The sequence below is a fragment of the Oricola indica genome (assembly GCF_019966595.1).
Taxonomy (GTDB): domain Bacteria; phylum Pseudomonadota; class Alphaproteobacteria; order Rhizobiales; family Rhizobiaceae; genus Oricola; species Oricola indica.
This window is the reverse complement of sequence record NZ_JAINFJ010000001.1, coordinates 190,751-215,033: the sequence shown is the minus strand read 5'-3', so window position 1 is coordinate 215,033 and position 24,283 is coordinate 190,751. Positions and strand designations below refer to the sequence as shown.

Below are 24,283 nucleotides of genomic sequence, written 5' to 3'. Positions count from 1 at the left end.
ACATATAGGGAAAACTCTATGCATTTCGAGGACTTTTTCACCGACCGTCTTTCGTCGTTGCGTGATGACGGGAACTACCGAGTTTTTGCGGATCTCGAGCGGCATGCGGGTGAGTTCCCGAAGGCGACGCGGTATCGCGCGGACGGCTCGAAGCAGGACGTGACGGTCTGGTGCTCGAACGACTATCTCGGCATGGGCCAGAACGACAGGGTCGTGGCGGCGATGCACGAGGCGATCGACAAATGCGGCACCGGCGCGGGCGGCACGCGCAACATTTCCGGCACCAACCACTACCATGTCATGCTGGAACGCGAACTGGCCGACCTGCACGGCAAGGAAGCGGCGCTGATCTTCACGAGCGGCTATGTCTCCAACTGGGCGGCGCTCGGCACGCTGGCCTCGAAGATCCCCGGCATCATCGTCTATTCGGACGCGCTGAACCACGCCTCGATGATCGAGGGCATCCGTCATTCGCGCTGCGAAAAGCGCATTTTCAAGCACAATGACTGGAAGGACCTCGACCGGCTGATGAGCCAGGACGATCCGGCGGCGCCGAAGCTGGTGGCCTTCGAGAGCGTCTATTCGATGGATGGCGACATCGCGCCGATCGCGGAGATCTGCTCGGTCGCCGAGAAGCACAATGCGATGACCTATCTCGACGAGGTGCATGCGGTCGGTATGTACGGTCCGCGCGGCGGCGGTGTGGCCGAGCGCGAGGGCCTGATGGACCGTCTGACGGTGATCGAGGGCACGCTCGGCAAGGCCTTCGGCGTGATGGGCGGCTACATCACGGGTTCGTCGAACCTGATCGACTTCGTGCGTTCGTTTGCCTCGGGCTTCATCTTCACCACGGCGCTTCCGCCTTCGCTTGCCGCCGGCGCGACGGCGTCGATCCGGCATTTGAAGGAAAGCCGGGCGGAACGCGAGATGCACAAGGCCAATGTGGCCAAGGTGCGCGCTGCGCTGGACGCGCGTGGTATCCCGCACATGCCCAACCCGTCGCATATCGTGCCGGTGATGGTGGGCGATGCGAAGAAGTGCAAGTGGATCTCCGACATCCTGCTCGACAGCTACGGGATCTATGTGCAGCCGATCAACTACCCGACGGTCCCGGTGAAGACGGAACGGCTGAGGATCACGCCGACGCCGCTGCACACCCAGGCCGACATCGATCACCTCGCCACAGCGCTCTGCGACCTGTGGTCCCAGTGCGCACTCGCAAGGGCGGTGGCGTAGCTTCTATTCTGCTGCGGGAACGCCGAAGGGAGGCGTCGCGGGGGCTGCTTCCTCGTATCGGCGGTCGATCAGCCAATCGGTCACGCCGGCCGACAGCCACATGGAAAACAGCGTGATCCATGCCGTCAGCGCGAAGACCGAGGCTCCGGTGACGCCGGCTCCGACCGCGCAGCCGCCGGCTAGCATGCCGCCGAAACCCATCATCGCCGCACCCAGCAGATAGCGCCGCATCGACGCGCCGTCATGAAAGCCCTGCAGCTTCAACTGTCCGGTCAGCCATGCAGCGAGGAAAGAGCCAGCGAACACGCCGGGCACCAGCCCAACCTCGAAATCGATCATCGATCCGGGCGGCGTCAGGAAAAGCATCAGCGTGTCGGCAGACGGACCGGTGAATGTCAGGGCGTTCATCTGGATCGGCTCGAAGACGATACCGCGCATGGTGTGCGTGAACAGCCATGCAAGCGGCACCATCAGTCCGACGAGGAATGCAGCGAAAGTACGCCACGCGCCGGCGCGGCTCCATGTGGCGGTAATCACCGCGAGGATAAGGGCGATCGCTCCGGCGGATGCTGCCTGGGTCGTGTTCAGGCCTGTCATCACAAGCAGGTCGTTGCCGCCGGTCGATACGGTCGTCAGCGGCCGTGCAAGCGTTTCGCGCACGGGCGACAGGAAGCCGCGCAGGCTGGCCTGCGCGACGACGGCGAAGACGAGGCCGGAAAGAAGCGAGCGCAGATTTCCGGTGGCGGACAGGACGAGGAGGCGGCTGGCGCAGCCGCGCGCCAATACCATGCCGCTGCCGAACAGGAGGCCGCCGAGCGCCGCGCCCGAGAGGCTTTGCGGCGAGGCGATCTGCCTGGCCTCGGTTGTCGCCAGGAGACCGAGGGCGGCGAGCGCCTGCGTCCCGGCGACAGCCGCGGTGAACACAATGAGCCAGATGGTGACTTTCTCGCCGATCTTGCCGCGCGAGAATTCCACCGTGGCGGCACGCAGGCAAAAGCGGCTCTGCTGGGCGAAAGCGCCGAAAAGGGCGCCGATCAGGCCGCCACCAAGCGCTAGCGTCCAGTTCTCGCCGATGCGGTCTATGATTGCGATCAGTCCGTTCGCCAACATTTCCATGGGCATTTCCTCCCGCGAATGGATGACCGAATTAGCGGGTTCAGGCGTTGACCTTGATCAAGCAGGTTCGCATATATTCAAATACGACAATATTTGAAACGCGGGAGGACTACGATGAATATGAAGGATTTGACGCGTCGTGACGCGATGGCACTGATCGGCGCGACGGCTGCCTTGCCGCTCATACCGGGATTGAGCACGCGCGCCGTCGCCGATATCGCGCTCGGCGCGAAGACGGTGACCACCGTCAGCGACGGAAACCTCGTCCTGCCGCTGGATTTCGTGTTTCCGGACGTGCCGCAGGACGAACTGGTGGCCTTGCTCGAAGCGGCCGGGCAGGGCGCAGGCGGCGCGGTCGAGCCCGACTGTAACGTGACGATCCTCAAGGATGGCGACCGGGTCGTTCTCTTCGATGTCGGTTCGGGGCCGAACTTCATGCCGAGCGCGGGCAAGATCCTCGACAATATCGACGCGGCCGGAATCGCGCCGGAAGACGTGACCGACGTGCTGTTTACCCACGCCCATCCGGACCATATCTGGGGCCTGCTCGACGATTTCGACGAGTTCGTCTTCCCGGAGGCGAACTACTACATCAACCAGGTCGAATGGGACTACTGGCGGGCCGACGACACGCTCGATGCGATGCCGGAAGCCAGGAAGAGCTTCGTCGTTGGCGCGCAAAACCGGCTTTCGGCGCTGGAAGACGTCATCCAGTTCTTCAATTGGGGCGACGAGGTCTTGCCGGGAATCGAGGCGGTGGATACGCGCGGGCATACGCCGGGACATACGTCCTTCGCGATCCATGACGGCAGCGAAAGCGTGCATGTGATCGGCGACGCGGCGACGAACTCGATCATCTCGTTTGCGCATCCGGAGTGGCCTTCGGGCTCCGATCAGGACACGGAAACCGGGGTTGCAACGCGTGTCGCCCTTCTCGATCGGCTGGCCGGAGACCAGAGCCGCATTGTCGGTTTCCACCTGCCGGAAGGTGGAATCGGCCATGTCGAAAAAGACGGCACGGGCTACCGTTTCGTGGCGTCGTAGAAGCCGTGTGAGTGGCGTTACTCGGCCGGCTGGCTATGCCGGCCGTGACGGCGCATGAATGCGAAGGGCGTCCCCTCCAGCAGATAGGCGAGGCCCATACGCGCGCCGAAGGCAATGCCGGCCAGCGCAAGCGGCGCGGAAAGCGCCATGACGGATACGGCGCTGACGCCCTGTCCGATGGTGCAGCCGAGCGCGAAGACACCGCCGGTACCCATCAGGAAAGCCCCCACGAGATGGCGGCTCAATTCGCGCGCGTCGTCACAGGCTTCCCAACGCATATCGCGCGAGCGCCATGCGCGCAGGGTCGCGCCAATCAGGACGCCGGCGACGAGGCCGACGCCGTAATCCGGCAGTGTTCCCGTGACCGTGATGATCTGAAGCATGGCGTCGCCGAGCGGCATGACGAAGGATCCGGCCTCGATCTGGACCGGCTGGAAGAGGCGACCGGAATAGGTCGAGGTCACAAACCACCCGCCGGCGATACCGGTGCCGATGACGACGCCCGATACGAGCTTCTCGCGGTCGCGGCGGAACCGGGGGTCGCGGAAGATCCAGTAGAACAGGGCGGCCGCAACCACCGCGGCCGTCGCCAGGGTCAGATCCAGACCGGTATAATGGGAAAGCAGGGCGCCCAGCGATTGGCCTCCGACGCTGCCGAGATCGATCGAAAAGCGGTCGAGAAGGCCGACCCTTACATGGCCGAGGAGACCGCGCTGTGCGGCCAGTGCGGCCAGCGCGATGCCGGTCAGCACGACGAGTGCACGCATGCTGCCGCCGCCCAGCCTGATAATCGCGCCGAAACCGCAGGTGCCGACAAGCGCCATGCCGAATCCGAACATGATCCCGCCGATGATGGCGCCGGCCACGGGCAGGGGCTCGGTCAGGTAGAAGCTCTGCGAGATGTTGATCCAGCCAAGCGCCTGCATGATCTGCGTGAGGACCAGCGCGACCGCGCCCGCCAGTGCCCAGGATCGCAAACCGGTGCTGTCGCCGGCAAACCAGTGACGCTCCAGTGCGGACATGGTGCAGAAGTGGTTGCGTCTGGCGACGTAACCCACGACGGTGCCTATCAATACACCAGAGATCGGCAGCGCCCACGCGCTATCGAGCAGAAACATTCCAACTCCTCCCGCGCTTCTTGCCGGCGCATCGTTGTGGTGAAACTGCCTGTTTTGGCGAAGCTTGGCAAGCAAGCCGCAGCACGCGCCCGGTCGGTTACTTCCGGTTTCCTAGCTGCGCACCGGACGGCAGAATAGTTCGTAGAGTGTCTCGACGACCGACGAGACTTCCTCGCCGGCGACGCTGTAATAGATCATGCGTCCTTCGCGCCGCGTATTGACGAGCCTGTCGAACCGCAGCCGTGCCAGTTGCTGTGACACTGCCGCCTGCGGCATGGACAGAATTTCCTCGAGTTCGGAAACGGATTTTTCGCCCTCCGACAAGATGCAGAGGATCAGCAGCCGGGTCTCATGGGACAGCGCCTTGAGCAGATCGCTCGCCTGTCGCGCCTGCTCGATGAGGGCGTCGGCGTCGGCGATTGGCATTTCCGGGTTGAACTTCGGCAGTGGCATTTTCGTTTCCGATCTTCAGATATCGAATCCGGTATATATAACTCGAAACCTCCACCGTTCCACATGCAATCCCGCAGCCGGAACGCGTGGATTTCTCAACCGGCCGGAGGCCGATCGAGCTTCTGCAACATCTCTCCGAGCAGATACCAGAAAAACTCGTCACCCGTATAACCGCGCATTCGCCCGATTTCCACGCCATTGTCGACCAGCACGAAGGTCGGGGTGAAGCGCTCGACGCGAATACCGGCGAGATCGTCCGGTAGCTTCTTGTGAATGTCGACGCGGCGCAGCGGCGCGATCTGTCCTTCCTCCGTCTTTGGATAGGCCGGGCCGATCTCGGCGTTCCACCGCGCGCACCATGAGCAACCAGCCTGCTCGAACATGATGAGTTCGGCCGCGTTCGCCGGTATCGCGGCCGCCACTGTAAGCGGTATCGCCGCCAGCAACGCCAGTATTGAATTGCGTATTTGCATTTTCCCTGCTCCGCGGGCTTGCCATTGCTCATATACATATAGCATTGTGTGCATGTTTTACAGCCCGCTTGTCCAGATGGCGACGGGGGAGGAGAAATACGTGTTCGATATCGGTTTTGGCGCCGCCTTTTTGGCGGGCCTGTTGTCGTTTGTTTCGCCCTGCGTGCTGCCGATCGTGCCGCCATACCTCGCCTATCTGGCGGGCGTCAGCTTTTCCGATCTGCAGAGCGAAGAACTGGAGCGCGATCGCGCGCGTCGGATCATCTGGTCCGCCATCGCATTCGTCATCGGTTTCAGCACCGTATTCGTCGCGCTGGGGGCGACGGCGAGCATCGTCGGGCAGACGATCGCGCAGTATTTCAACATGCTGTCGATCGTGGCTGGCGTCATCATCCTCGTGATGGGGCTGCATTTCCTTGGCGTGTTCAGGATTGCCTTTCTGTATCGCGAAGCGCGCGTCGATGTGCGCAACAAGCCGGCGGGTTTCATCGGTGCGTATATCATGGGGCTGGCTTTCGCATTCGGCTGGACCCCTTGCGTCGGCCCGGTGCTGGCCGCGATCCTGTTCATCGCGGGGGCCGAGGACACGATCTGGCGCGGTGCCGGCCTGCTGGCGGTCTACTCGCTGGGCATCGGTCTTCCCTTCGTTCTCGCCGCGGTTTTCGCCAGCCGGTTCATCGGCTGGGCGAACCGCTTCAAGCGGCACATGGCAACCGTCGAAAAGGCGATGGGCGTGCTGCTGGTGATCACGGGGCTGTTGTTCATGACCGGTCAGATGTCGAGAATCGCCCAATGGCTTCTCGACACGTTCCCGGTATTCTCAACCATCGGATAGGAGACGAGACCATGAAACGCATGATTGCTTTTGTCGCAATGCTGATGATGGCCGTTGCCACGCCGGCAATGGCCGTCGAGATCGGCGATGACGGACTGCACAAGCAACCCTGGTTCTCTCTGACCTTCAAGGATATCGCCGAGGATATTCAGACCGCGAAGGAAAACGGCAAGCGTCTGGCGATCATTGTGGAGCAGCGTGGATGCATCTACTGCAAGGAAGTTCATGAGGTTGTCCTCGCGGACCCGGAGGTCAGCGATTACATCAAGGAGCACTTCATGGTCGTGCAGTACAACATGCACGGTGCCGAGGAGGTCACGGATACCGACGGCGACGTGCTGACCGAGAAAGAGGCCGCCAAGAAGTGGCGATTGCTCTTCACGCCGACGGTTCTGTTCATGCCCGAAGACCCGCCTGAGGACATGGATGCCGGTCAGGCTGCCGTTGCCATGATGCCCGGTGCATTCAAGAAGGGTACTTTTCTTGAGATGTTCGTCTGGGTGAACGACAAGGGCTACGAAGGCGAAGAGAGCTTTCAGACCTATTACAATCGTCGCTGGCGTGAAAAACATGGCGACGCATCCCAAGCCAATCAGTGATCGCCAAATGGAATATGGCGCGGCTTTTGGGCGGGCGAGGTTCGGGAGAAACCCCGATCAAGTCGCTGGATGTGGAATAGCGACGAATGTCGAATAACAAACATTCAAATAATCATATTCATCCATTGATTGCCGCAAGCGTTTTGGATAGCGTGCGCATTCAGAGTGGTGTGCGGTGAACCCGCGACGCTTGGGATGGGGGCGCCTGTGGAGGGGAGCCCCAAAGGAGGAGGAACGACTGCCCATGGTTTTCAGTACAAGGAAATGGCTTGCAGCGGGTGCGGCAATCGTCGCGACCACCGCCGTGGCCTATAGCGAGACGGCTCCGGGCGACGTCGCCATCGAGGATGGCGTGGTTACCGAATCGCTGACCGGGCAACCGGGTGACGCGATGGCCGGTCGTGCGACATTCGCCGACCGCAAGCTCGGCAATTGCCTCGCGTGCCACGCCGTCAGCGATCAGAGCGAGCAGCTCTTTCATGGCGAAGTCGGTCCGGAGCTCGATGGTGTTGGCGACCGTTGGTCGACCGAGGAGCTTCGCGCGATCGTTGTGAATTCGAAGGCGATCTTCTCGGACGAGACGATCATGCCCGGTTTCTACTCGCTGGATGTCGGCGTTCACGTGCGCGAGGACCTCGTCGGCAAGACGATCCTGACAGCCCAGCAGGTCGAGGATGTTGTCGCCTACCTGGCGACGCTCAAGGAATGATCTTCCAAGGAAGGAGACAGTAATGACAATAACACGGCGTTCCATGCTCACCCTTTCGGTGGGCGCAGCCATCGGGGTTGTCGCCGGAATGCGCTCGGGTCCCGCTTCGGCGACTGCTGAGGATGCCATGGCCAAGGTCATGGAATTCGCTGGCGGCACGGAGCCGGCAACGGGCACGATCACGCTCGATGCCCCCGAAATCGCAGAGAACGGCAATACGGTCCCCGTTTCCGTTTCGGTCGAAAGCCCGATGACGGCTGACGACTACGTGGAGTCGGTGGCGATCTATGCGGACGGCAATCCCAGCCCCGACGTGATCACCTTCAATTTCACGCCGATGAGCGGTGAGGCCTCGGCCACGACGCGCATGCGGCTGGCGAAGACCCAGAACGTGATCGCGGTCGCGAAAACGAGCACGGGTCAGGTGTTCATGGACAAAAAAGAAGTCAAGGTGACCATCGGCGGCTGCGGCGGCTGATCGAGACCGGAGGTTAAAAGAAATGGCATCTGTTAAACCACGCGTCAAAGTGCCCAAGTCCGCTTCTGCGGGTGAGGTCATCACAATCAAGACGTTGATCAGCCACCCGATGGAATCGGGTCAGCGCAAGGATGGCGACGGCAATCCCATTCCGCGGCAGATCATCAACACGTTCACATGCGAATTCAACGGCCAGACGGTGTTCTCCTGCGACATCGAGCCGGCCGTGTCCGCGAACCCCTATCTGGAGTTCACGGCCAAGGTCGGTGAAGCCGGAACGTTCAAGTTCACCTGGGTGGACGACGACGGATCCGTCTACACCGAGGAAAAGGAAATCGCGCTCAACTAAAGCGCTCGGCCTGCGCGGGAGGGCAGGCCGGAACACCCTGGCCGGGAGGAAAACCTTTGAAGCATCAATATCTTGTAACAGCAGCCGCAATCGCGATGGGATGTGCGCTCAGCGCAACGGCCTTTGCTGGCGGGCCTGTCGATGAACAGCTGGTCATCGATGGTGAAATCGAGATGACGACCCGGACGGAATCCGTCGAGGGCCATCCGCTCGATGAAGTCATCTCCGGCTGGCACTACCGCACCAAGGAAACACGGGCGCTCGAGGCGGACACGTTCGAGAACCCCGCCATGCTCTATGTCGAGGAAGGCCAGGACATCTGGAATACCGTCGAGGGCACCGAGGGCAAATCCTGTGCGACCTGCCACGGAGACGCTTCAGAATCCATGGCCGGCATCGGTGCGCATTATCCCAAATGGGATGCGGATAGCGGACGCCCGATCAATATCGAGCTGCAGATCAACAAGTGTCGCGAAGAGAACATGGGCGCCGAGCCCTATGCTTTCGACAAGGGCGGCCAGAAACCTTTGACGGCGTTCATCAAGCATCAGTCGCTTGGTCAGCCGGTTTCCCTCGATCTCGCTGAAGGCGAAATGCAGAGCTGGTGGGAGAAGGGTGAGGAACTCTACTACACGCGCACGGGTCAGCTGAACCTGTCCTGCGCGACGTGTCACGAGAACTACAACGGCTACTATATCCGCGCCGACCATCTCAGCCAGGGTAACGCAAACGGATTTCCGACCTACCGCCTCAAACAGGCGAGCCTGGTCTCGATCCACAACCGTTTCCGTGGATGTATCCGTGATACGCGCGCCGAATTCCCGGCCGCATTCTCGGACGAACTCATGGCGCTCGAGGTCTACGTGACCTGGCGCGGCACCGGACTCTCGGTCGAAACGCCGGCGGTGCGCCAGTAGGCGCATGGCCCTGAACCGGCCGGGATCCATGATCCCGGCCCGCTCATTCTAAATCATCGTTGTTCACCGGCTGGCGGCCGGACGGATAACTGTTGTCTGGAGTTGGACTGGCATGTTTTCACGTCGCGAATTTCTCATGGCATCCGTCGCAGCGGCCGCAGTCGCCGGACCGGGAATGACCGGGCAGTGGTCGCGGGCGATGGCGCAGCAGGCGCTTACCGAAGACGAACTGCTCTCCTTCGACGCGACGGGCAATGTCACGCTGATCCACATCACGGACATTCACGCGCAGCTGAAACCGCTCTATTTCCGCGAGCCGTCGATCAATCTCGGCGTCGGAGAGGTCACCGGGCTTCCGCCACACGTGACCGGCGCCGATTTCCTCAAGCTCTACAATATCGAGCCGGGTACGCCGCATGCCTATGCGCTGACCTCGGAAGATTTCGTTTCGCTCGCCAGGACCTACGGCAAGATGGGCGGCATGGATCGTGTCGCGACCGTGATCAAGCGGATCCGCGCCGAGCGCGGCGACGACAATTGCCTGCTGCTCGATGGCGGCGACACGTGGCAGGGGTCCTATACCTCGCTGCAGACCGAAGGCGCCGATATGGTCGAAGTGATGAACGCGCTTCGGCCCGACGCGATGACCGGTCACTGGGAATTCACCTACGGGGCGGACCGCGTGACGGAACTGGTGGAGAGCCTTCCCTTCGCCTTCCTCGGCGGTAATATCTACGACGCCGAATGGAACGAACCGGCATTCGAAGCCTACCGGATGTTCGACAAGGGTGGCGTGCGCGTCGCCGTCGTCGGCCAGGCTTTCCCCTACACGCCGATTGCCAATCCGCGCTGGATGTTCCCGAACTGGTCGTTCGGAATCCGCGAGGAAGACGTCGCGGCGAATGTTGCCGCCGCGCGCGAGGAGGGGGCCGATGTTGTGGTCCTGCTGTCGCACAACGGTTTCGACGTCGATCGCAAGCTGGCGTCGCGCGTGGAAGGTATCGACGTCATCCTCACCGGGCACACCCACGACGCGCTGCCGGAGCCGGTGATCGTCAACAACACGCTGGTGATCGCCTCGGGCTCCAACGGAAAGTTCGTTTCACGCGTCGATCTCGACGTGCGTGACGGTGCGGTGCAGGGCTACAAGTACCGGCTCATCCCGATCTTCTCCGACGTGATCACGCCTGATGCCGAAATCGGCGCGCTGATCGACAAGGTGCGCGCGCCCTACGAAGCGGAGCTTTCGCGCGAACTCGGCACGACGGAATCGTTGCTCTATCGCCGCGGCAATTTCAACGGCACCTTCGACGACCTGATCTGCGATGCGCTGCTGGCTGAACGCGACGCGGACATCGCTTTGTCGCCGGGCTTCCGATGGGGCACGAGCCTGCTGCCGGGTCAGACAATCACCGTGGAGGACCTGCACAACGCGACCTCCATGACCTACCCCTCCGCCTATCGCTCCATGATGACCGGTTCGCTGATCAAGGACATCATCGAAGATGTCGCCGACAATCTGTTCAACACCGATCCCTACTACCAGCAGGGCGGCGACATGGTGCGGATCGGCGGCATGGGCTACCGGATCGATATTCACGAACAGATGGGATCACGCATCTCGGACATGACGCTGCTCGCGACGGGAGAGGCGATCGAACCGGGCAAGGAATATGCCGTTGCCGGCTGGGCTTCCGTCAACGAAGACACGGAAGGTCCGGCGATTTGGGATGTGGTGGAAAGCTACCTGGAAAAGAACCCCGTCGTGCAGATTCAGGAAAATACCTCGGTCATCGTCGAGGCCTGATTGCGGGAAACATGCATTCGACAGAATGGTTTTTTCCTGATACATAGATATAATTGAATATGTCAGCGATCCGGGAGGAACGTGTGAGCAAGAAGACCAAAGAAACCATGGATGGCGCAGCCGCTTCGCGGCGACGTTTCCTGCAGGCGGGCATCGCAGGCGGTGCTGCTCTTGCGACAGCCGGCGCGGCGCGTGCCGCCGGCGACCCGGTCATTACCGAGGTTCAGGACTGGAACCGATATCTCGGCGACGGCGTCGATGCGGCGCCCTACGGAATGCCGTCGGAATTCGAGTCTCATGTCGTTCGGCGCGACGTGCCGTGGCTGACCGCCGATCCGGTGTCCTCGATCAACTTCACGCCGCTGCACGAACTCGATGGCATCATTACGCCGAACGGATTGTGCTTCGAGCGCCATCATGGCGGCACGGCGATCATCGATCCGGCGGACCATCGCCTGATGATCAACGGCCTGGTGGATACGCCGCTCGTCTTCACCATGCAGGATCTGATGCGCTTCCCGCGTGAAAACCGGGTCTACTTCCTGGAATGCGCCGCCAATTCGGGCATGGAATGGCGCGGCGCGCAGCTCAATGGCTGCCAGTTCACGCATGGCATGGTTCACTGCGTGGTCTACACCGGCGTACCGCTGAAATATCTCCTCGAGGAAGCGGGCGTCAAAACCAGCGGCAAATGGGTGTTGGCCGAAGGCGCGGACGCAGCTGCGATGACCCGCTCGATCCCGATCGAAAAGGCGCTGGACGACTGCCTCGTCGCCTTCAAGATGAACGGCGAAGCGCTCCGCGCCGAGCAGGGCTATCCGGTGCGTCTGGTGGTTCCGGGCTGGGAAGGCAACATGTGGGTCAAATGGCTGCGCCGCCTCGAAGTCGGCGACGAGCCATGGGCGCAGCGCGAGGAAACCTCCAAATACACGGACCTCCTGGCAAACGGGAAGGCGCGCCGACACACATGGCTCATGGACGTCAAGTCCGTGATCACCACTCCGAGCCCGCAGGCACCGATTACCCACGGGCGCGGCCAGACGGTGATCAGCGGTCTCGCATGGTCCGGAAACGGCCGGATCAAGCGCGTGGACGTTTCGCTCGACGGCGGCCGCAACTGGCACGAGGCGCGTGTCGACGGGCCGTCTTTGTCGAAGGCGCTTCACCGTTTCTATTACGACTTCCAGTGGGATGGGTCGGACATGCTGATCCAGTCCCGCGCGATGGACGAGGCCGGCTTCATTCAGCCGACCAAGAATGAGCTGCGCGCTGCCCGCGGCGAGAACTCCATCTATCACAACAACGGCATCCAGACCTGGCATGTCAAAGCTGACGGAGCAGTCGAGAATGTTGAAGTTTCTTAAGTCAGGGCTTCTCGCCACCGCTGTTCTGGCCGTCCCGGTCGCTGCGCATGCGGCAGACGTGGCCGATGGCGAGAAGGTGTTCCGCAAATGCGCCGCATGCCATTCCGTTGGCGAGGGCGCGAAGAGCCGGGTTGGTCCCCATCTCAACGATCTTTTCGGGCGTCAGGCCGGCACGGTCGACGGCTTCAAGTATTCGGCCGCCATGGTAGCCGCTGGCGAATCCGGGATCAGCTGGGACGAGCAGACGCTGACGCAGTACCTCGTCAAGCCACGGGATTTCGTCAAGGGATCGAGAATGGCATTCGCGGGCCTGCGCAAATCGGCCGACGTCGCCAATGTGATCGAATATCTCAAGACCTTCGACGAGAAGATGGCATCGAGCCTCGGTAGCGCCGAGGCCGAAATGGAAGAGGCCGAGGTCGAGACCGCGATGGCCGACAAGCCTGCGCTCGCGGCTGATATGCCGCTTCCCGAGCATGACGGCGCGTTCAAGCTGGGTCGGGCCGCCACGGAAGACGAAGTGGCCGCATGGGATATGGACATCCGTCCCGATGGTGTCGGATTGCCGGTCGGCTCGGGTACGGTCGCCGATGGCGAAGTGCTCTACACAGACAATTGCGCGGTGTGCCATGGTGATTTCGGCGAGGCGGTCGGCCGCTGGCCGGTGCTCGCGGGTGGCCAGGACACGTTGACCGATGACCGTCCGGAAAAGACGATCGGCTCCTATTGGCCCTATCTCTCGACGGTTTACGACTATGTCCGCCGGGCCATGCCCTTCGGCAATGCGCGGTCGCTTTCGGATGACGATGTCTATGCCATTACGGCGTATCTGCTCTATCTGAACGATATCGTGGAAGACGAGGAGTTCGAGCTCTCCAACGAGAACTTCACCGACATCCATCTGCCGAACGAAGAGAACTTCATCCCTGACGACCGGGAGCAGGAAGCGCACTACGCCGACAAGTCGGAGCCGTGCATGACCGACTGCAAGCCGGATCCGGTGGGGATCACCATGCGCGCACGCGTGCTGGATGTGACGCCGGACAGCGAGGAAGAAAATACGGGTGGCGCAATCGACTAGGTAACACCGTTCGATATGCGCACCGGCTCTGGGAGGAAGCCGATGCGGAATGGATTAGACAATCGGAATGCCGTCGCCTGTTTGCTCGCGATCGGGTTGCTGTGCGCGGCGTTCATGACGACTTCCTCCCTGGCGCTCGCCGAAGAAACGCCCTATGCGGCCGGCGAGCGCCTTTTTTCCCAATGCAAGACCTGCCACGAGGTGGGCGAGGGCGCCCGCCACAAGATCGGCCCGCATCTCGACGGCATCATCGGCCGCGTGGCGGGAACGATGGACGGCTTCAAATATTCCACGGCGATGCGCGAAGCAGGCGAGGCGGGACTTGCCTGGGACCGCGAAGCGCTCGATTCCTATCTCGCCAAGCCGCGCGACTTCATCAAGGGCAACCGCATGTCCTATCGCGGGATGGGCGATGCCGAGGACCGCGAGACTCTTATCGGCTGGCTTGCCAATGTCTCGGTGAGCGTCCCCGGGGCGGTCGTCGAGGACAAGGCCGAAGAAGCGCATGCGCCGAGCAGTTTTGCCGACATCGTTCTGGCGATGGAGGGCGATCCGGAATACGGCGAATATCTCGCCGGAGAATGCGTGACCTGCCACCAGGCCAGCGGTCACGCTGACGGTATTCCGTCCATCGTCGGGCTGCCGCGCGACTACTTCGTGACCGCGCTGTTTGAATACAAGACCAATGTGCGCAGCAACGAAGTCATGAAGCTTCGGGTCAACAATCTGGCCAATGAAGAGATCGCCGCGCTGGCGGCGTATTTTTCGGAACTGGAACCGCAATAACTGCAAGGGCTCTAGGGCCAGAAAAGGGAGGAATTCTCATGACACGGATTACCAGACGGCGTTTAGGCCTGTTGATGGGAGCCGGTGCGGCGACCTTCGCCATGCCGACCTATCTGCGGGCGCAGGACAAACCCAAGGTCGTCGTGATTGGCGGCGGAGCGGGCGGCGCCACCGCGGCGCGCTACCTTGCCAAGGACTCGGAGGGCGCTATCGATGTGACGCTGATCGACGATTCCGACCAGTTCACCACCTGCTTCTTCTCCAATCTCTATCTGGGAGGCTATCGCGACTTCGGGTCGATCACGCATTCCTATGACAAGCTGCAGTCCGATTACGGGATCACAAAGGTCACCGGCATGGCCGTCGGCGTCGATCGGGATGCGAAGACCGTGCAGATGGCCGATGGCGCGACCATTCCCTATGACCGGCTGGTCGTCTCGCCGGGTATCGACCTGATCTGGGACTCAGTGGAGGGCTATTCGGAGGAAGCCGCCGCGATCGCGCCGCATGCGTGGAAGGCCGGGCCGCAAACGCAGCTTCTGAAGGAAAAGCTCGACGCGATCGGCAATGGCCAGCAGATCGTCATGGTGGCACCGCCCAATCCGTATCGTTGCCCGCCTGGCCCGTATGAGCGCGTTTCGATGATGGCGCATGTGCTGAAATCGAAGGGCGTCGATGCGAAGATCATCGTCCTCGATCCGAAGGACAAGTTCTCCAAGCAGGGCCTCTTCGAGGAAGGCTGGGCGAAGTACTATCCCGGTATGATCGAGTGGTACGGCCCGACCGTTCATGGCGGCATCGAGAGCGTGGATGTGGAGGCGGGCACGGTCGAAACCGGGCTGGACACGTTCAAGGGCGATTTGCTCAATATCATCCCAGCGCAAAAAGCGGGCATGATCGCCGCCGAGGCGGGACTGACCAACGACAGCGGTTTCTGTCCGATCGACGCGGCATCGATGCGTTCCACGGAGGATGACAGCATCTTCGTCATCGGCGATGCGTCGATCGCTGGCGCGATGCCCAAATCGGGCTTCTCCGCCAACAGTCAGGCCAAGGTGGCGGCGATGAACATTCGCGGCGACCTGATCGATGCCAAGGTGTTCCCGGCGAAATATTCCAATACCTGCTGGAGCCTTATCGAGAGTGATGACGGCGTGAAGGTCGGTGCGCAATATGCGCCGCAGGACGGCCAGATTGCATCGACGTCCTCCTTCATCAGCCAGACCGGCGAGGACGAGGAGACCCGCAAGGCGACCTACGAGGAATCGATCGGCTGGTATGCGGGTATCACGTCCGACATGTTCGGCTGATACCGATGGCACCGAACCGAAAAGGCCGCGCATCGCGCGGCCGTTTTGCCTTGGTTCTGATACCGTGCGAGGTCTCGCTCAGGCGGCTTGCGGTGTCTCATCCGGCCCGTCGGTCAGGCTGCGGACCGCCTGGTGCTGGCTCAGAAAGACCTTGCCGTTCAGGTGGTTGAAGAAATCGCAGCGCTTCAGCCTATCCATGACAGGTCCTTTGACCTCGCTCATGTGGAACTGGACGCCGAGCGATTTCAGGCGCTCGTTGATCGCTTCCAGAGATTCCAGCGCGCTCATGTCGATGGCGTTGACCGCCGGGCACATCAGGATCACGTGTTTCAGTTTCGGCCGCTGCGCCACCATGTCGTAGATCCGGTCTTCGAGGTAGCGCGCATTGGCGAAATAGAGGCTTTCATCGACGCGTACGGTCAGGATGCGATCATCGGTGATGACCTCGTGGCGCAGCACATTGCGATAGTGTTCCGTGCCGGGAACCTGGCCGACAACAGCCATGTGCGGTTTCGAGCTGCGATAAAGATGGATCAGGATCGACAGCGCCACGCCCGCGGTCACGCCGATCTCCACGCCGATCAGCAGCGTGGCGAGGATCGTCGCGGAGACCGCGGCGAAATCGGCGCGTGAATAGGCCCAGGTCTTCTTGAGGATGGAGAAATCGACCAGCGAGAGCACGGCGACGATGATCGTCGCGGCGAGCGTTGCCTGCGGCAGATAGTAGAGAAGGGGAGTCAGGAACAGCGAGGCCATCAGAAGGCCGAGCGCGGTGAAGGCGCCGGCGGCGGGCGTTTCGGCTCCGGCGTCGAAATTGACGACCGAACGGGCGAAGCCGCCGGTGACCGGATACCCGCCGGTGAATGCGCCGCCAATATTCGCCATGCCGAGGCCGATCAGTTCCTGGTCGGGATCGATGCGTTGGCGCTTTCTCGCGGCAAGCGTCTGGGCGACGGAGACCGATTCCACGAACCCGATGATCGAGATCAGGACCGCCGAACCGACCAGGCTCGCCCACATGTCGGGCGAGAAGGACGGTGCGGTGAGGGGCGGCAGGCCCTGGGGAACCGCGCCGACGGTGCGCACGCCGTACTCGTCCAGCGAGAACAGCCAGGTGACCAGGGTCGTCACGGCGACCACGGCGACGGGGCCGGACTTCGCGGCGACATCGGCAAGACGGGGCTTCATGCCCCTGGCGATCAGCAGGGGCTTCAGACCCTTCCTGACCCAGAACAGCGTTGCTGTCGCGAAGACGCCGATAACCAGCGTAATCCAGTTGATGTCGCCCAGGTGTTCGGCGAGCGAAACGAGAAGCTCGAGCAGGTTGTGGCCCGATGCGCTGACACCGAGAATATGCTTGAGCTGGCTTGCGGCGATAATCATCCCCGAAGCGGTGATGAAGCCGGCGATGACCGGATGTGAGAGGAAATTGGCGAGAAAGCCGAGCCGGAAGATGCCAAGGCCGAGCAGGAACAGGCCGGACAGGAAGGCCAGCGTGATCGCGGCGGCGATGTATTCCGGTGTCCCGGTCTGGGCGATATTGCCCACGGCGGTCGCCGTCATCAGGGACACAACCGCCACGGGGCCGACAGCAAGCGCCCGGCTGGTGCCGAAGATGGCATAGAGGACGATCGGCAGGATCGAGGCATAAATGCCCATCTGTGCCGGCAGGCCTGCGAGCAGGGCATAAGCCAGCGACTGCGGGATCAGCATGATCGTCACGATCACGGCGGCCAGCGAGTCGTTCGTGAAGGCATTGCGGTCGTAGCTCCGTCCCCAATCGAGGATCGGAATCCGGCGCGTGATCGCCGGGGGCAGTTTGACGTTCATCGGTCTGGCTTTCAGCCGGGCAGGCTTTCCAGGAGGTTGGTCATGTCGTACCCGTTGCGCGCTGCGGCGTCTCTCAGTTCCTCTTTCGGCGTTCCGGCGAGAACGCCGGAAATCGTCCAGAGCATCGTGCAGCGCGTGCCGGTGCGGCAGTAGGCGAAGACGGGGCCTTCGCTTGCGGCGAGGATATCGGCGAACTGGCGGGCCGCTTCTATGCCCATGGTCGCCGAGGTCACGGGCAGGAATACGGTTTCCATGCCCGCGGCGCGCGCAGCGGCGGCGATCTGCTCGAATTCCGGCTGGCCCGCATCCTCGCCATCGGGGCGGTTGCAGACCAGCGTCTGGTAGCCGAGCCCGGCGATCGCTTTTACGTCGTCGAGCGCGATCTGCGGGCTGACCGCGAGCCTGTCGTCCAGTTTCCTGACATCCATCGGAGAAATCCTCGCCTTAGAGTGCGTTGACCGGGACCTTTAGCATCGGACGGCCGTCCTTGTCCTTCGGCACCTCGCCGGCGCGCATGTTGACCTGCAGCGACGGTATGATGAGCCTCGGCATGGAAAGCGTGGCGTCGCGTTTGGTCCGCATCTCGACGAACTCCTCTTTCGACTTGCCGCCGCCGACATGGATATTCTGCGCTTTCTCTTCTCCAACCGAGGTCTCCCACTCGATCTCGCGACCGTTCGGTCCGTAGTCGTGGCACATGAACAGTCGCATCTCGTCGGGAAGGGCCAGAACTTTCTGGATGGAATCGTAGAGGGTCGCGGCGTCACCACCGGGGAAGTCGGCACGGGCCGAACCGCCATCCGGCATGAAGAGCGTGTCGCCGACAAAGGCGGCATCGCCCATCACATGGGTCATGCAGGCCGGAGTGTGGCCCGGCGTGTAGATGGCGAAGGCCTGCAGGTTTCCGATCGTGTAGGTGTCGCCGTCCTTGAACAGGGCGTCGAACTGCGATCCGTCACGCTGAAATTCCGTGCCCTCGTTGAACACCTTTCCGAAGGTGTCCTGCACGACCATGATCTTGTCGCCGATGCCGATCTTGCCGCCGAGCTTCTGCTGGATATAGGGCGCGGCCGAGAGATGGTCGGCGTGGACATGGGTCTCGATGATCCATTCGAGCTCAAGGTCGTTCGCCGTGACGTAGTTGATCAGCTCGTCGGCGTGATCGTAGGTAATGCGGCCGGCGGCGTAGTCGATGTCCATGACGGAATCGACGATTGCGCAGGCATTGCTGTCCGGATCCTTGACGATGTAGCTGATCGTGTTGGTTGCCGGGTCGAAGAAGGCCTGGACTTCGGGCTTGATGTCCATGTTCACGGGATAATTCGACATAGTGGTCTCCTTTTCCTGATGCGGTGCGACGTCGTCAGATCGTCGCGGTTTTCAAAACGGTCACCTGAAGGAAGCGCGCGGCCAGGATGCCGGCGACCATGGCGGCCATGAATATGAAGGTTTCCGGCTCTGCAAGCCCCAGCGCTGGGATCGCGCCTCCGGGGCAAAACCCGGTGATGCCCCAGCCAATGCCGAAGATCGCCGCGCCGCCGATCAGGCGGGCGTCTATCGTGCGGTTGCCCGGCACGTTGTAAGCCCGCTCGTAGAGGGGGGCGGGCATGCGGCGGAAAACGATGCGATAGCCGATTGCCGTGGTGACGAGAGCGCCGACCATGACGAGCAACAGGCTCGGGTCCCATGTGCCGGCGATATCGAAGAAATTCAGAACCTTGGCGGGGTTGGCCATGCCGGAAATGGCGATGCCGAGCCCGAAGATCGCGCCGATGACGAGTGCCGAAAAAAGACGCATGGTCACGCGCCTCCCAGGACATGACGAACCACGTAGACCGTGGCGAAAGTCGAGGCCATGAAGACGCCGGTCGCAACGATCGAACGCGGCGAAACCCGGGCCATGCCGCAAACGCCGTGGCCGCTCGTGCAGCCCGAACCGAGCGTCGCGCCGAAGCCGACGATGAGGCCGCCAACGATCAGGGCAAGCGTGGACGGCGGGACGTCGAAGGGGATTTCATAGCCAGCGGCCACCAACACTGCAGGTGCCAGAACCGCGCCGGCGAGAAAGGCCGCGCGCCAGGTCCAGTCGCTCGAGAACGGCGGCAGTACGCCGCCGACGATGCCGGTCATCCCGGCGATACGTCCGTGCAGGGCCATCAGCAGGACTGAAGCGATACCGATCAGCACACCGCCGACGATGGCCAGAATGGGGGTGAATTCCGTTTCCATGTCGGTTCGTATTATCCTTGTTCGTCATATGGCGTTCGCAGCCCGATTCGCGCCAACCGAATGTCCGCGGTTCCCGACTTGCTAAGCGCCGACACCTCACATATATTTACGATTACAAATATGCAAGAGCGTGAATATAAAATGGACATTACGGCTCTGGAAGACAAGATCTTCGATGCCTCGAAACTGCTGGAGATGATGGCTCATCACCAGCGGCTGAAGATTTTGTGTCTGCTGACCGACGGCGAACGAAGCGTCTGCAGCCTCGCTGACGATACCGGGCTTACCCAGCCCGCCATCTCGCATCATCTCAAGAAACTCAGGGACTCCGATCTGGTCAAAACGCGGCGCGACGCGCAGACCATCTTCTATTCCCTGAAGGGGCAGGAGGTTGAATCCGTTCTGCGGACGCTGAACGGTCTCTACTGCAACTGACGTCCGGTCTCGGCGCGGCGTGAACGGATACCGGGTGTTTGCATCTTCGACATGCGTTCCGATAAGGATGCGTTTGTTCGAAACGGGAGCTAAGTCCGGTGCAGTTCGCCTTTCTCAACGGTATCGCAATTCACTACCAGACGATCGGTGCGCCGAAGGGCAAGCCGACGCTGGTTTTTGCAAATTCGCTGGGTACGGATTTTCGCATCTGGCGCGACGTCATCGTTCGGCTGGCCGGCGATTATGCCATCCTGACCTATGACAAGCGCGGCCACGGCCTATCGGATATCGGTGAAACACCCTACGATATGGACGATCACGTGTCCGATCTCGAGGCGCTGCTCGATCATCTCCAGGTCCGGGATGCCATTATTTGCGGATTGTCAGTCGGGGGCGTCATCGCGCAGGGGCTCTATGCAAGACGCAAGGACCTCGTCCGGGCGTTGATCCTGTGCGACACTGCGCCGAAGATCGGTGACGCGGACAGCTGGAATGCGCGCATTCGCACTGTCGAAGAAGACGGTATCGCCGCACTTGCCGACGGCATTCTCGAACGCTGGTTCACGCCGGCGTTCCGCCGTCCGGACAACGCCGAGTTCATCGGATACCGCAACATGCTGACGCGCTCGCCCGCCGCCGGATATGCCGGGACCTGCGCGGCGCTGCGCGATTGCGACTATACCGATCAGGCAAGGCAGATCGGCGTTCCGACCCTTTGCGTCGTTGGCGAAGAAGACGGCTCGACTCCGCCCGAGCTGGTGCTCGATATGGCGAAACGTATCCCCGCTGCGCGCTACGAAGTGATCGAGGACGCCGGCCATATTCCGTGCGTGGAGCAGCCCGATGCGCTCGTAGCCGTCATGCGCGCCTTCATATCGGGGCTCGATGCCAGTGGCACATAGCCCGGCGTGACGGCATGGATGTGAACCAATCGTTTACCATTCCGCAGCGTAATTTCTTCCACCTTTGATCCATCAACTATTTCCTGCGCGTAGGCATGTAGGATGGGATGATCTATCGGTATGCGAGTTCCGATCCCGTCAAACAGGTGTCTGGAGTCTGATGAAAAACGCGTTTACCTCGACAAAGCGCAGGAGTGTTTACGCGGTTACGATCGTCGGGACGCTCTTTTGCATCGCGGCCACGTTTATCGTCGATTATCCGAATCTGAAGGAATTGTCGGGCTGGACGCTGCAACGGACCTTGTTGGTCGATTTTTTCCTGCCGACCTTTCTGGCCGTGCCGATTCTGTATTTCTTCATGTCCAAGATACGCCAGCTGAATTTGGCGCGCCGGGAACTGGAACTCCTGGCGTCGACGGACAGCCTGACACGTATCCTCAATCGTGGCGCATTTACCATGCTGGTCGATGCCTACCTTGAATCCGTCAACACCCACGATCCGATGCCCTCGGGCGCTTTTCTGGTGGTCGATGCGGACCACTTCAAGCTGGTCAATGACCGACTCGGGCATACCGCCGGCGACGAGGCCCTCAAATCGATCGCCGATACGCTTATGTCCCAATTGCGAGAAAAAGACCTGGTCGGACGCATCGGGGGAGAGGAGTTCGGCATCTTCCTGCCCAATTCCGAGCCGCATCAGGCGGAGAGCGTCGCCGAGCGCATCAGGTTGGGCGTGCGCGATATCGATTTTCGCCCGGAAGGCGATTCCTATGGCCTGTCCGTGAGTATCGGCGGGGTCACCTATGATCGTGCGACGAGTTACGACGAGTTGTTCCAGGCCGCGGACCAGCGTCTCTATGCCGCCAAGAAAGGCGGACGGGACCGGGTCGATATGGGCCTGCTCTCGGCGTTCCTCGAGAATCGGAACAACATGTCCATAGCGGCGGCGGTGCTGAGCGCCGGCTGACCGGCGCGACCGACAAAGACTGTTACAGTTGAAAAAGGCGCGGCGTCCGATAGACGCCGCGCCTTTTGTTCGTTTCCCAGCAGGGTATCAGGCGTCGACGCCGCCCCAGATCTCTTCGGCGGTTTTCACGACCAGTTCCAGCTTGCGGCGCTGGTCGTCCGGTGTGATCGCGTTGCCTTCCTCGGTGGACGCGAAGCCGCATTGCGGAGCAATGCCCAGCTGGTCGATATCTGCATATTTCGAGGCTTCCTCGAACTTCTGCTTCAGCCAGTCCATGCTTTCCAGATCCGCCGTCTTGGTCGTGATGAAGCCGGGCAGGACGCGCTGCTTGCCCTTCGGCAGCAGTTTCAGCGGTTCCAGGCCGCCGGCGCGGTCGGTGTCGTATTCCATGAAGAAGATGTCGACGCCGGTCGAGAAGATCGCCTCTGCGGCCTGATCGTAAGCGCCTTCGGCGGCATGGGTCGAGCGGAAGTTGCCGCGGCACATATGCATGCCGATCACCATGTCGTCGGGCCGGTCCTTGATCGCTTCGCGCAGCATCCAGGCGTAACGCTCGATCAGCCAGTCCGGATCCTGGCCGGCTTCCACCTTGGCTGCGCGGTGCTTCGGATCGCACAGATAGGCAAAGAAGATGTCGTCCATCTGCAGATAACGGCAGCCCGCGTCATAAAAGGCGCCGACGGCTTTCTTGTAGGTCGCGGCGAGATCGTCGAACAGAACCTGCGGGTCCTTGTATTCGGCCGGATGGATATCCTCGACCGCCGTGCGGAAATGGCAGCAGGAAGGACCGGGGATCGAAATTTTGGGAGTCACGCGGGTGTTTTGCGCCACGAACTTGAAGTGCTCGATCATCGGGTGATCGGCAGGAAAGTCCAGCTTCTGCGTGATGGTCGGATAGATCGGACGCAGTTTTACGCCGGCGAACTGCACACCTTCGTCGCGTTCGTCGAGATCCAGACCGGTCAGTGCGCCCATGAAATCGTAGTGCCAGAAGGAGCGGCGCATTTCGCCGTCCGTGACAGCGAGCAGGCCGACTTCCTCCTGCATGGCGATCACGTCCTTGACCGCCTCGTCCTCGACGGCCTTGAGCTCGTCGGCGGTGATCGAATGGTCCTCGTAGAACTTCTTGCGCGCGGCCTTGACCGAGTCCGGGCGTAGCAGGCTGCCGACATGGTCGGCGCGGAAGGGCGGTTTGGCTGCGGTCATCGGATTCTCCCCATGCAAGATTTTGTTCTGATATGAGCGCTTGTTACCACGCTTGCGGCCTCCCGCAACAGCTATTGCGGGATCGGACCACATGCACTTCCGCTCACGGCCAGTCGGCGAAGCTCGGCGGCGAGAAGTCGCCGCTGTCAGGCGTGACAACGGCCATCATCTTGCGGAAACGGCCGGGTGGCAGACCGGTCATCCGGCGAAAGAAGTTGGAAAAATGCGCCGGATCGCGAAAGCCGAGCGAATAGCTCAACTGCTTGATGGAGAGCGTGGAGCGTTCGAGACCGAGCGCGGCTTCGCGGGCCAGCCGCTCCGCGATCAGCGATTTCGGTGTCTTGTCAAGCTCGCGCACGCAGATGGCGTGGAGGCGGTCATGGGTGATCCCGAGTTCCTGAGCATAGTGGCCGACCGGGTGATGTGCGCGGAAGCCCGCTTCCAGCAACTGGCGAAAGCGTTGCAGGTAATGGGCGTTGTTGCCGTGGGTGAAACTGGCGACCTCGTCGATGCCGGATGCCCGAAGGATGGTGACGAGGATGATCCGCAGATGTGCGACGATCATCATGCCCGTTGCCGCCTGCGGCGTGGTCACGTCGTCAAGAATGCTGTCCAGATGCCGGCGGACGGCGTCATGCGCGCTGCGGTCTTCCTCGAAGGAGCGTGTCCAGTCGCTGTCGAAAAGCGCGTGCAGGGCGGCCGACTCGAAGAAGTCTCCGATCGAGCGCACGAGCGTTTCCTCCGCGATCTCGGCAATGAAGCCGGCTGAACCGGCCTCCATGACGAGGCGAAAATCTCCGGCGGCCTGTCGCCATGCTATGGAAGGGCCGGATAGCGCCGTTTCGGATCCGCGTCCCTCAATCCGGGCGTCGCCGTCTGCCAGAAGGAACAGGATATGCGCCTTTTCACCGACGCCGCGCTTGAGCGTCTCGATGCGCCTCTGAAGACCGCTTTCAAGGCGACTGACATAGATCGGCAGCTTGGTGAAATGCGGGAGTTCGCTGGCCATTAACCGCTTTTCCGTTTTCGGATTTCGAAG

Annotated in this window: 27 protein-coding genes; 16 read left to right on the top strand and 11 right to left on the bottom strand. The window is 61.6% G+C overall.

Annotation, left to right across the window (positions count from 1 at the left end):
* Window positions 1-18: 18 nt before the first annotated feature.
* Complete coding sequence (gene hemA, locus LC343_RS01050; RefSeq protein WP_223475233.1) at window positions 19-1,236, top strand: 5-aminolevulinate synthase; 1,218 nt, start codon at window positions 19-21, stop codon at window positions 1,234-1,236.
* Window positions 1,237-1,239: 3 nt separating this feature from the next.
* Here the strand turns inward: hemA and LC343_RS01045 are convergent, their stop codons facing one another.
* Window positions 1,240-2,352 (bottom strand): YeeE/YedE family protein, encoded by a 1,113-nt coding sequence (locus LC343_RS01045; protein WP_223475232.1) that lies wholly within the window; start codon window positions 2,350-2,352, stop codon window positions 1,240-1,242.
* Between the two features lie 114 nt (window positions 2,353-2,466).
* Here LC343_RS01045 and LC343_RS01040 point away from each other — a divergent pair, with 114 nt between their 5' ends.
* Entirely contained in the window at window positions 2,467-3,396 is a 930-nt protein-coding gene (locus LC343_RS01040; RefSeq protein ID WP_223475231.1) for an MBL fold metallo-hydrolase, read from the top strand.
* Window positions 3,397-3,413: 17 nt separating this feature from the next.
* On the opposite strand, the gene LC343_RS01035 is transcribed toward LC343_RS01040, so the two are convergent.
* From LC343_RS01035 to LC343_RS01025, 3 genes are all read right to left on the bottom strand, one after another.
* Entirely contained in the window at window positions 3,414-4,514 is a 1,101-nt protein-coding gene (locus LC343_RS01035) for a YeeE/YedE family protein (RefSeq protein ID WP_223475230.1), read from the bottom strand.
* 111 nt (window positions 4,515-4,625) lie between these two features.
* Window positions 4,626-4,967, bottom strand: coding sequence for an ArsR/SmtB family transcription factor (locus LC343_RS01030; protein WP_223475229.1), 342 nt, complete (start codon window positions 4,965-4,967; stop codon window positions 4,626-4,628).
* A gap of 95 nt (window positions 4,968-5,062) precedes the next feature.
* Window positions 5,063-5,440 (bottom strand): thioredoxin domain-containing protein, encoded by a 378-nt coding sequence (locus LC343_RS01025; RefSeq protein ID WP_223475228.1) that lies wholly within the window; start codon window positions 5,438-5,440, stop codon window positions 5,063-5,065.
* 76 nt (window positions 5,441-5,516) lie between these two features.
* On the opposite strand from LC343_RS01025, the gene LC343_RS01020 reads away from it, so the two are divergent.
* From LC343_RS01020 to LC343_RS00970, 11 genes are all read left to right on the top strand, one after another.
* Complete coding sequence (locus LC343_RS01020; RefSeq protein WP_428982502.1) at window positions 5,517-6,275, top strand: cytochrome c biogenesis CcdA family protein; 759 nt, start codon at window positions 5,517-5,519, stop codon at window positions 6,273-6,275.
* A gap of 11 nt (window positions 6,276-6,286) precedes the next feature.
* Complete coding sequence (locus tag LC343_RS01015; RefSeq protein ID WP_428982480.1) at window positions 6,287-6,874, top strand: thioredoxin family protein; 588 nt, start codon at window positions 6,287-6,289, stop codon at window positions 6,872-6,874.
* A gap of 244 nt (window positions 6,875-7,118) precedes the next feature.
* Window positions 7,119-7,583: a sulfur oxidation c-type cytochrome SoxX gene (gene soxX / locus LC343_RS01010; protein ID WP_223475227.1), complete on the top strand. Its 465-nt coding sequence runs from the start codon at window positions 7,119-7,121 to the stop codon at window positions 7,581-7,583.
* Window positions 7,584-7,605: 22 nt separating this feature from the next.
* Window positions 7,606-8,061 carry a thiosulfate oxidation carrier protein SoxY gene (gene soxY, locus LC343_RS01005; RefSeq protein ID WP_223475226.1) on the top strand — a complete coding sequence of 152 codons (456 nt, stop codon included), beginning with the start codon at window positions 7,606-7,608 and terminating at the stop codon, window positions 8,059-8,061.
* Window positions 8,062-8,083: 22 nt separating this feature from the next.
* On the top strand, window positions 8,084-8,410 hold the full coding sequence (soxZ, locus tag LC343_RS01000) for a thiosulfate oxidation carrier complex protein SoxZ (RefSeq protein WP_223475225.1): 327 nt from the start codon (window positions 8,084-8,086) through the stop codon (window positions 8,408-8,410).
* Window positions 8,411-8,505: 95 nt separating this feature from the next.
* A complete protein-coding gene (soxA, locus tag LC343_RS00995; RefSeq protein WP_223476082.1) occupies window positions 8,506-9,327 on the top strand; it encodes a sulfur oxidation c-type cytochrome SoxA in 822 nt (273 codons plus the stop codon).
* A gap of 112 nt (window positions 9,328-9,439) precedes the next feature.
* The gene (gene soxB / locus LC343_RS00990; protein ID WP_223475224.1) at window positions 9,440-11,134 is read left to right on the top strand and encodes a thiosulfohydrolase SoxB; all 1,695 of its coding nucleotides are present in this window, start codon (window positions 9,440-9,442) and stop codon (window positions 11,132-11,134) included.
* 107 nt (window positions 11,135-11,241) lie between these two features.
* Complete coding sequence (gene soxC / locus LC343_RS00985; protein ID WP_223476081.1) at window positions 11,242-12,498, top strand: sulfite dehydrogenase; 1,257 nt, start codon at window positions 11,242-11,244, stop codon at window positions 12,496-12,498.
* Complete coding sequence (locus tag LC343_RS00980; protein WP_223475223.1) at window positions 12,482-13,579, top strand: c-type cytochrome; 1,098 nt, start codon at window positions 12,482-12,484, stop codon at window positions 13,577-13,579. The genes soxC and LC343_RS00980 overlap by 17 nt, the downstream gene beginning before the upstream one ends.
* A gap of 114 nt (window positions 13,580-13,693) precedes the next feature.
* On the top strand, window positions 13,694-14,365 hold the full coding sequence (locus LC343_RS00975; RefSeq protein ID WP_223475222.1) for a c-type cytochrome: 672 nt from the start codon (window positions 13,694-13,696) through the stop codon (window positions 14,363-14,365).
* Window positions 14,366-14,403: 38 nt separating this feature from the next.
* Entirely contained in the window at window positions 14,404-15,675 is a 1,272-nt protein-coding gene (locus LC343_RS00970; RefSeq protein WP_223475221.1) for an NAD(P)/FAD-dependent oxidoreductase, read from the top strand.
* 78 nt (window positions 15,676-15,753) lie between these two features.
* On the opposite strand, the gene LC343_RS00965 is transcribed toward LC343_RS00970, so the two are convergent.
* The 5 genes from LC343_RS00965 to LC343_RS00945 are packed head-to-tail and all read right to left on the bottom strand — an operon-like array spanning window position 15,754 to window position 19,734.
* Entirely contained in the window at window positions 15,754-17,505 is a 1,752-nt protein-coding gene (locus LC343_RS00965; protein WP_223475220.1) for a SulP family inorganic anion transporter, read from the bottom strand.
* An 11-nt stretch (window positions 17,506-17,516) separates the two neighbouring features.
* A complete protein-coding gene (locus LC343_RS00960) occupies window positions 17,517-17,933 on the bottom strand; it encodes a protein tyrosine phosphatase family protein (protein ID WP_223475219.1) in 417 nt (138 codons plus the stop codon).
* 16 nt (window positions 17,934-17,949) lie between these two features.
* The gene (locus tag LC343_RS00955; RefSeq protein WP_223475218.1) at window positions 17,950-18,834 is read right to left on the bottom strand and encodes an MBL fold metallo-hydrolase; all 885 of its coding nucleotides are present in this window, start codon (window positions 18,832-18,834) and stop codon (window positions 17,950-17,952) included.
* 34 nt (window positions 18,835-18,868) lie between these two features.
* Window positions 18,869-19,303, bottom strand: coding sequence for a DUF6691 family protein (locus tag LC343_RS00950; protein ID WP_223475217.1), 435 nt, complete (start codon window positions 19,301-19,303; stop codon window positions 18,869-18,871).
* A gap of 2 nt (window positions 19,304-19,305) precedes the next feature.
* Complete coding sequence (locus tag LC343_RS00945) at window positions 19,306-19,734, bottom strand: YeeE/YedE family protein (protein WP_223475216.1); 429 nt, start codon at window positions 19,732-19,734, stop codon at window positions 19,306-19,308.
* Window positions 19,735-19,875: 141 nt separating this feature from the next.
* On the opposite strand from LC343_RS00945, the gene LC343_RS00940 reads away from it, so the two are divergent.
* From LC343_RS00940 to LC343_RS00930, 3 genes are all read left to right on the top strand, one after another.
* Entirely contained in the window at window positions 19,876-20,169 is a 294-nt protein-coding gene (locus LC343_RS00940; protein WP_223475215.1) for an ArsR/SmtB family transcription factor, read from the top strand.
* Window positions 20,170-20,267: 98 nt separating this feature from the next.
* The gene (gene pcaD / locus LC343_RS00935; RefSeq protein WP_223475214.1) at window positions 20,268-21,071 is read left to right on the top strand and encodes a 3-oxoadipate enol-lactonase; all 804 of its coding nucleotides are present in this window, start codon (window positions 20,268-20,270) and stop codon (window positions 21,069-21,071) included.
* A 160-nt stretch (window positions 21,072-21,231) separates the two neighbouring features.
* Window positions 21,232-22,038: a GGDEF domain-containing protein gene (locus LC343_RS00930; protein WP_223475213.1), complete on the top strand. Its 807-nt coding sequence runs from the start codon at window positions 21,232-21,234 to the stop codon at window positions 22,036-22,038.
* 87 nt (window positions 22,039-22,125) lie between these two features.
* On the opposite strand, the gene LC343_RS00925 is transcribed toward LC343_RS00930, so the two are convergent.
* The gene (locus LC343_RS00925) at window positions 22,126-23,244 is read right to left on the bottom strand and encodes a 5-methyltetrahydropteroyltriglutamate--homocysteine S-methyltransferase (protein ID WP_223475212.1); all 1,119 of its coding nucleotides are present in this window, start codon (window positions 23,242-23,244) and stop codon (window positions 22,126-22,128) included.
* A gap of 103 nt (window positions 23,245-23,347) precedes the next feature.
* Entirely contained in the window at window positions 23,348-24,253 is a 906-nt protein-coding gene (locus LC343_RS00920; protein ID WP_223475211.1) for an AraC family transcriptional regulator, read from the bottom strand.
* Window positions 24,254-24,283 lie beyond the last annotated feature (30 nt).

What these genes read in the sequence shown, in the direction of transcription:
- hemA (WP_223475233.1), top strand. Translation starts at nt 19, where the DNA reads ATGCATTTCGAGGACTTTTTCACCGACCGTCTTTCGTCGTTGCGTGAT.
- LC343_RS01045 (WP_223475232.1), bottom strand. Translation starts at nt 2,352, where the DNA reads ATGGAAATGTTGGCGAACGGACTGATCGCAATCATAGACCGCATCGGC.
- LC343_RS01040 (WP_223475231.1), top strand. Translation starts at nt 2,467, where the DNA reads ATGAATATGAAGGATTTGACGCGTCGTGACGCGATGGCACTGATCGGC.
- LC343_RS01035 (WP_223475230.1), bottom strand. Translation starts at nt 4,514, where the DNA reads ATGTTTCTGCTCGATAGCGCGTGGGCGCTGCCGATCTCTGGTGTATTG.
- LC343_RS01030 (WP_223475229.1), bottom strand. Translation starts at nt 4,967, where the DNA reads ATGCCACTGCCGAAGTTCAACCCGGAAATGCCAATCGCCGACGCCGAC.
- LC343_RS01025 (WP_223475228.1), bottom strand. Translation starts at nt 5,440, where the DNA reads ATGCAAATACGCAATTCAATACTGGCGTTGCTGGCGGCGATACCGCTT.
- LC343_RS01020 (WP_428982502.1), top strand. Translation starts at nt 5,517, where the DNA reads ATGGCGACGGGGGAGGAGAAATACGTGTTCGATATCGGTTTTGGCGCC.
- LC343_RS01015 (WP_428982480.1), top strand. Translation starts at nt 6,287, where the DNA reads ATGAAACGCATGATTGCTTTTGTCGCAATGCTGATGATGGCCGTTGCC.
- soxX (WP_223475227.1), top strand. Translation starts at nt 7,119, where the DNA reads ATGGTTTTCAGTACAAGGAAATGGCTTGCAGCGGGTGCGGCAATCGTC.
- soxY (WP_223475226.1), top strand. Translation starts at nt 7,606, where the DNA reads ATGACAATAACACGGCGTTCCATGCTCACCCTTTCGGTGGGCGCAGCC.
- soxZ (WP_223475225.1), top strand. Translation starts at nt 8,084, where the DNA reads ATGGCATCTGTTAAACCACGCGTCAAAGTGCCCAAGTCCGCTTCTGCG.
- soxA (WP_223476082.1), top strand. Translation starts at nt 8,506, where the DNA reads ATGGGATGTGCGCTCAGCGCAACGGCCTTTGCTGGCGGGCCTGTCGAT.
- soxB (WP_223475224.1), top strand. Translation starts at nt 9,440, where the DNA reads ATGTTTTCACGTCGCGAATTTCTCATGGCATCCGTCGCAGCGGCCGCA.
- soxC (WP_223476081.1), top strand. Translation starts at nt 11,242, where the DNA reads ATGGATGGCGCAGCCGCTTCGCGGCGACGTTTCCTGCAGGCGGGCATC.
- LC343_RS00980 (WP_223475223.1), top strand. Translation starts at nt 12,482, where the DNA reads ATGTTGAAGTTTCTTAAGTCAGGGCTTCTCGCCACCGCTGTTCTGGCC.
- LC343_RS00975 (WP_223475222.1), top strand. Translation starts at nt 13,694, where the DNA reads ATGACGACTTCCTCCCTGGCGCTCGCCGAAGAAACGCCCTATGCGGCC.
- LC343_RS00970 (WP_223475221.1), top strand. Translation starts at nt 14,404, where the DNA reads ATGACACGGATTACCAGACGGCGTTTAGGCCTGTTGATGGGAGCCGGT.
- LC343_RS00965 (WP_223475220.1), bottom strand. Translation starts at nt 17,505, where the DNA reads ATGAACGTCAAACTGCCCCCGGCGATCACGCGCCGGATTCCGATCCTC.
- LC343_RS00960 (WP_223475219.1), bottom strand. Translation starts at nt 17,933, where the DNA reads ATGGATGTCAGGAAACTGGACGACAGGCTCGCGGTCAGCCCGCAGATC.
- LC343_RS00955 (WP_223475218.1), bottom strand. Translation starts at nt 18,834, where the DNA reads ATGTCGAATTATCCCGTGAACATGGACATCAAGCCCGAAGTCCAGGCC.
- LC343_RS00950 (WP_223475217.1), bottom strand. Translation starts at nt 19,303, where the DNA reads ATGCGTCTTTTTTCGGCACTCGTCATCGGCGCGATCTTCGGGCTCGGC.
- LC343_RS00945 (WP_223475216.1), bottom strand. Translation starts at nt 19,734, where the DNA reads ATGGAAACGGAATTCACCCCCATTCTGGCCATCGTCGGCGGTGTGCTG.
- LC343_RS00940 (WP_223475215.1), top strand. Translation starts at nt 19,876, where the DNA reads ATGGACATTACGGCTCTGGAAGACAAGATCTTCGATGCCTCGAAACTG.
- LC343_RS00930 (WP_223475213.1), top strand. Translation starts at nt 21,232, where the DNA reads ATGAAAAACGCGTTTACCTCGACAAAGCGCAGGAGTGTTTACGCGGTT.
- LC343_RS00925 (WP_223475212.1), bottom strand. Translation starts at nt 23,244, where the DNA reads ATGACCGCAGCCAAACCGCCCTTCCGCGCCGACCATGTCGGCAGCCTG.
- LC343_RS00920 (WP_223475211.1), bottom strand. Translation starts at nt 24,253, where the DNA reads ATGGCCAGCGAACTCCCGCATTTCACCAAGCTGCCGATCTATGTCAGT.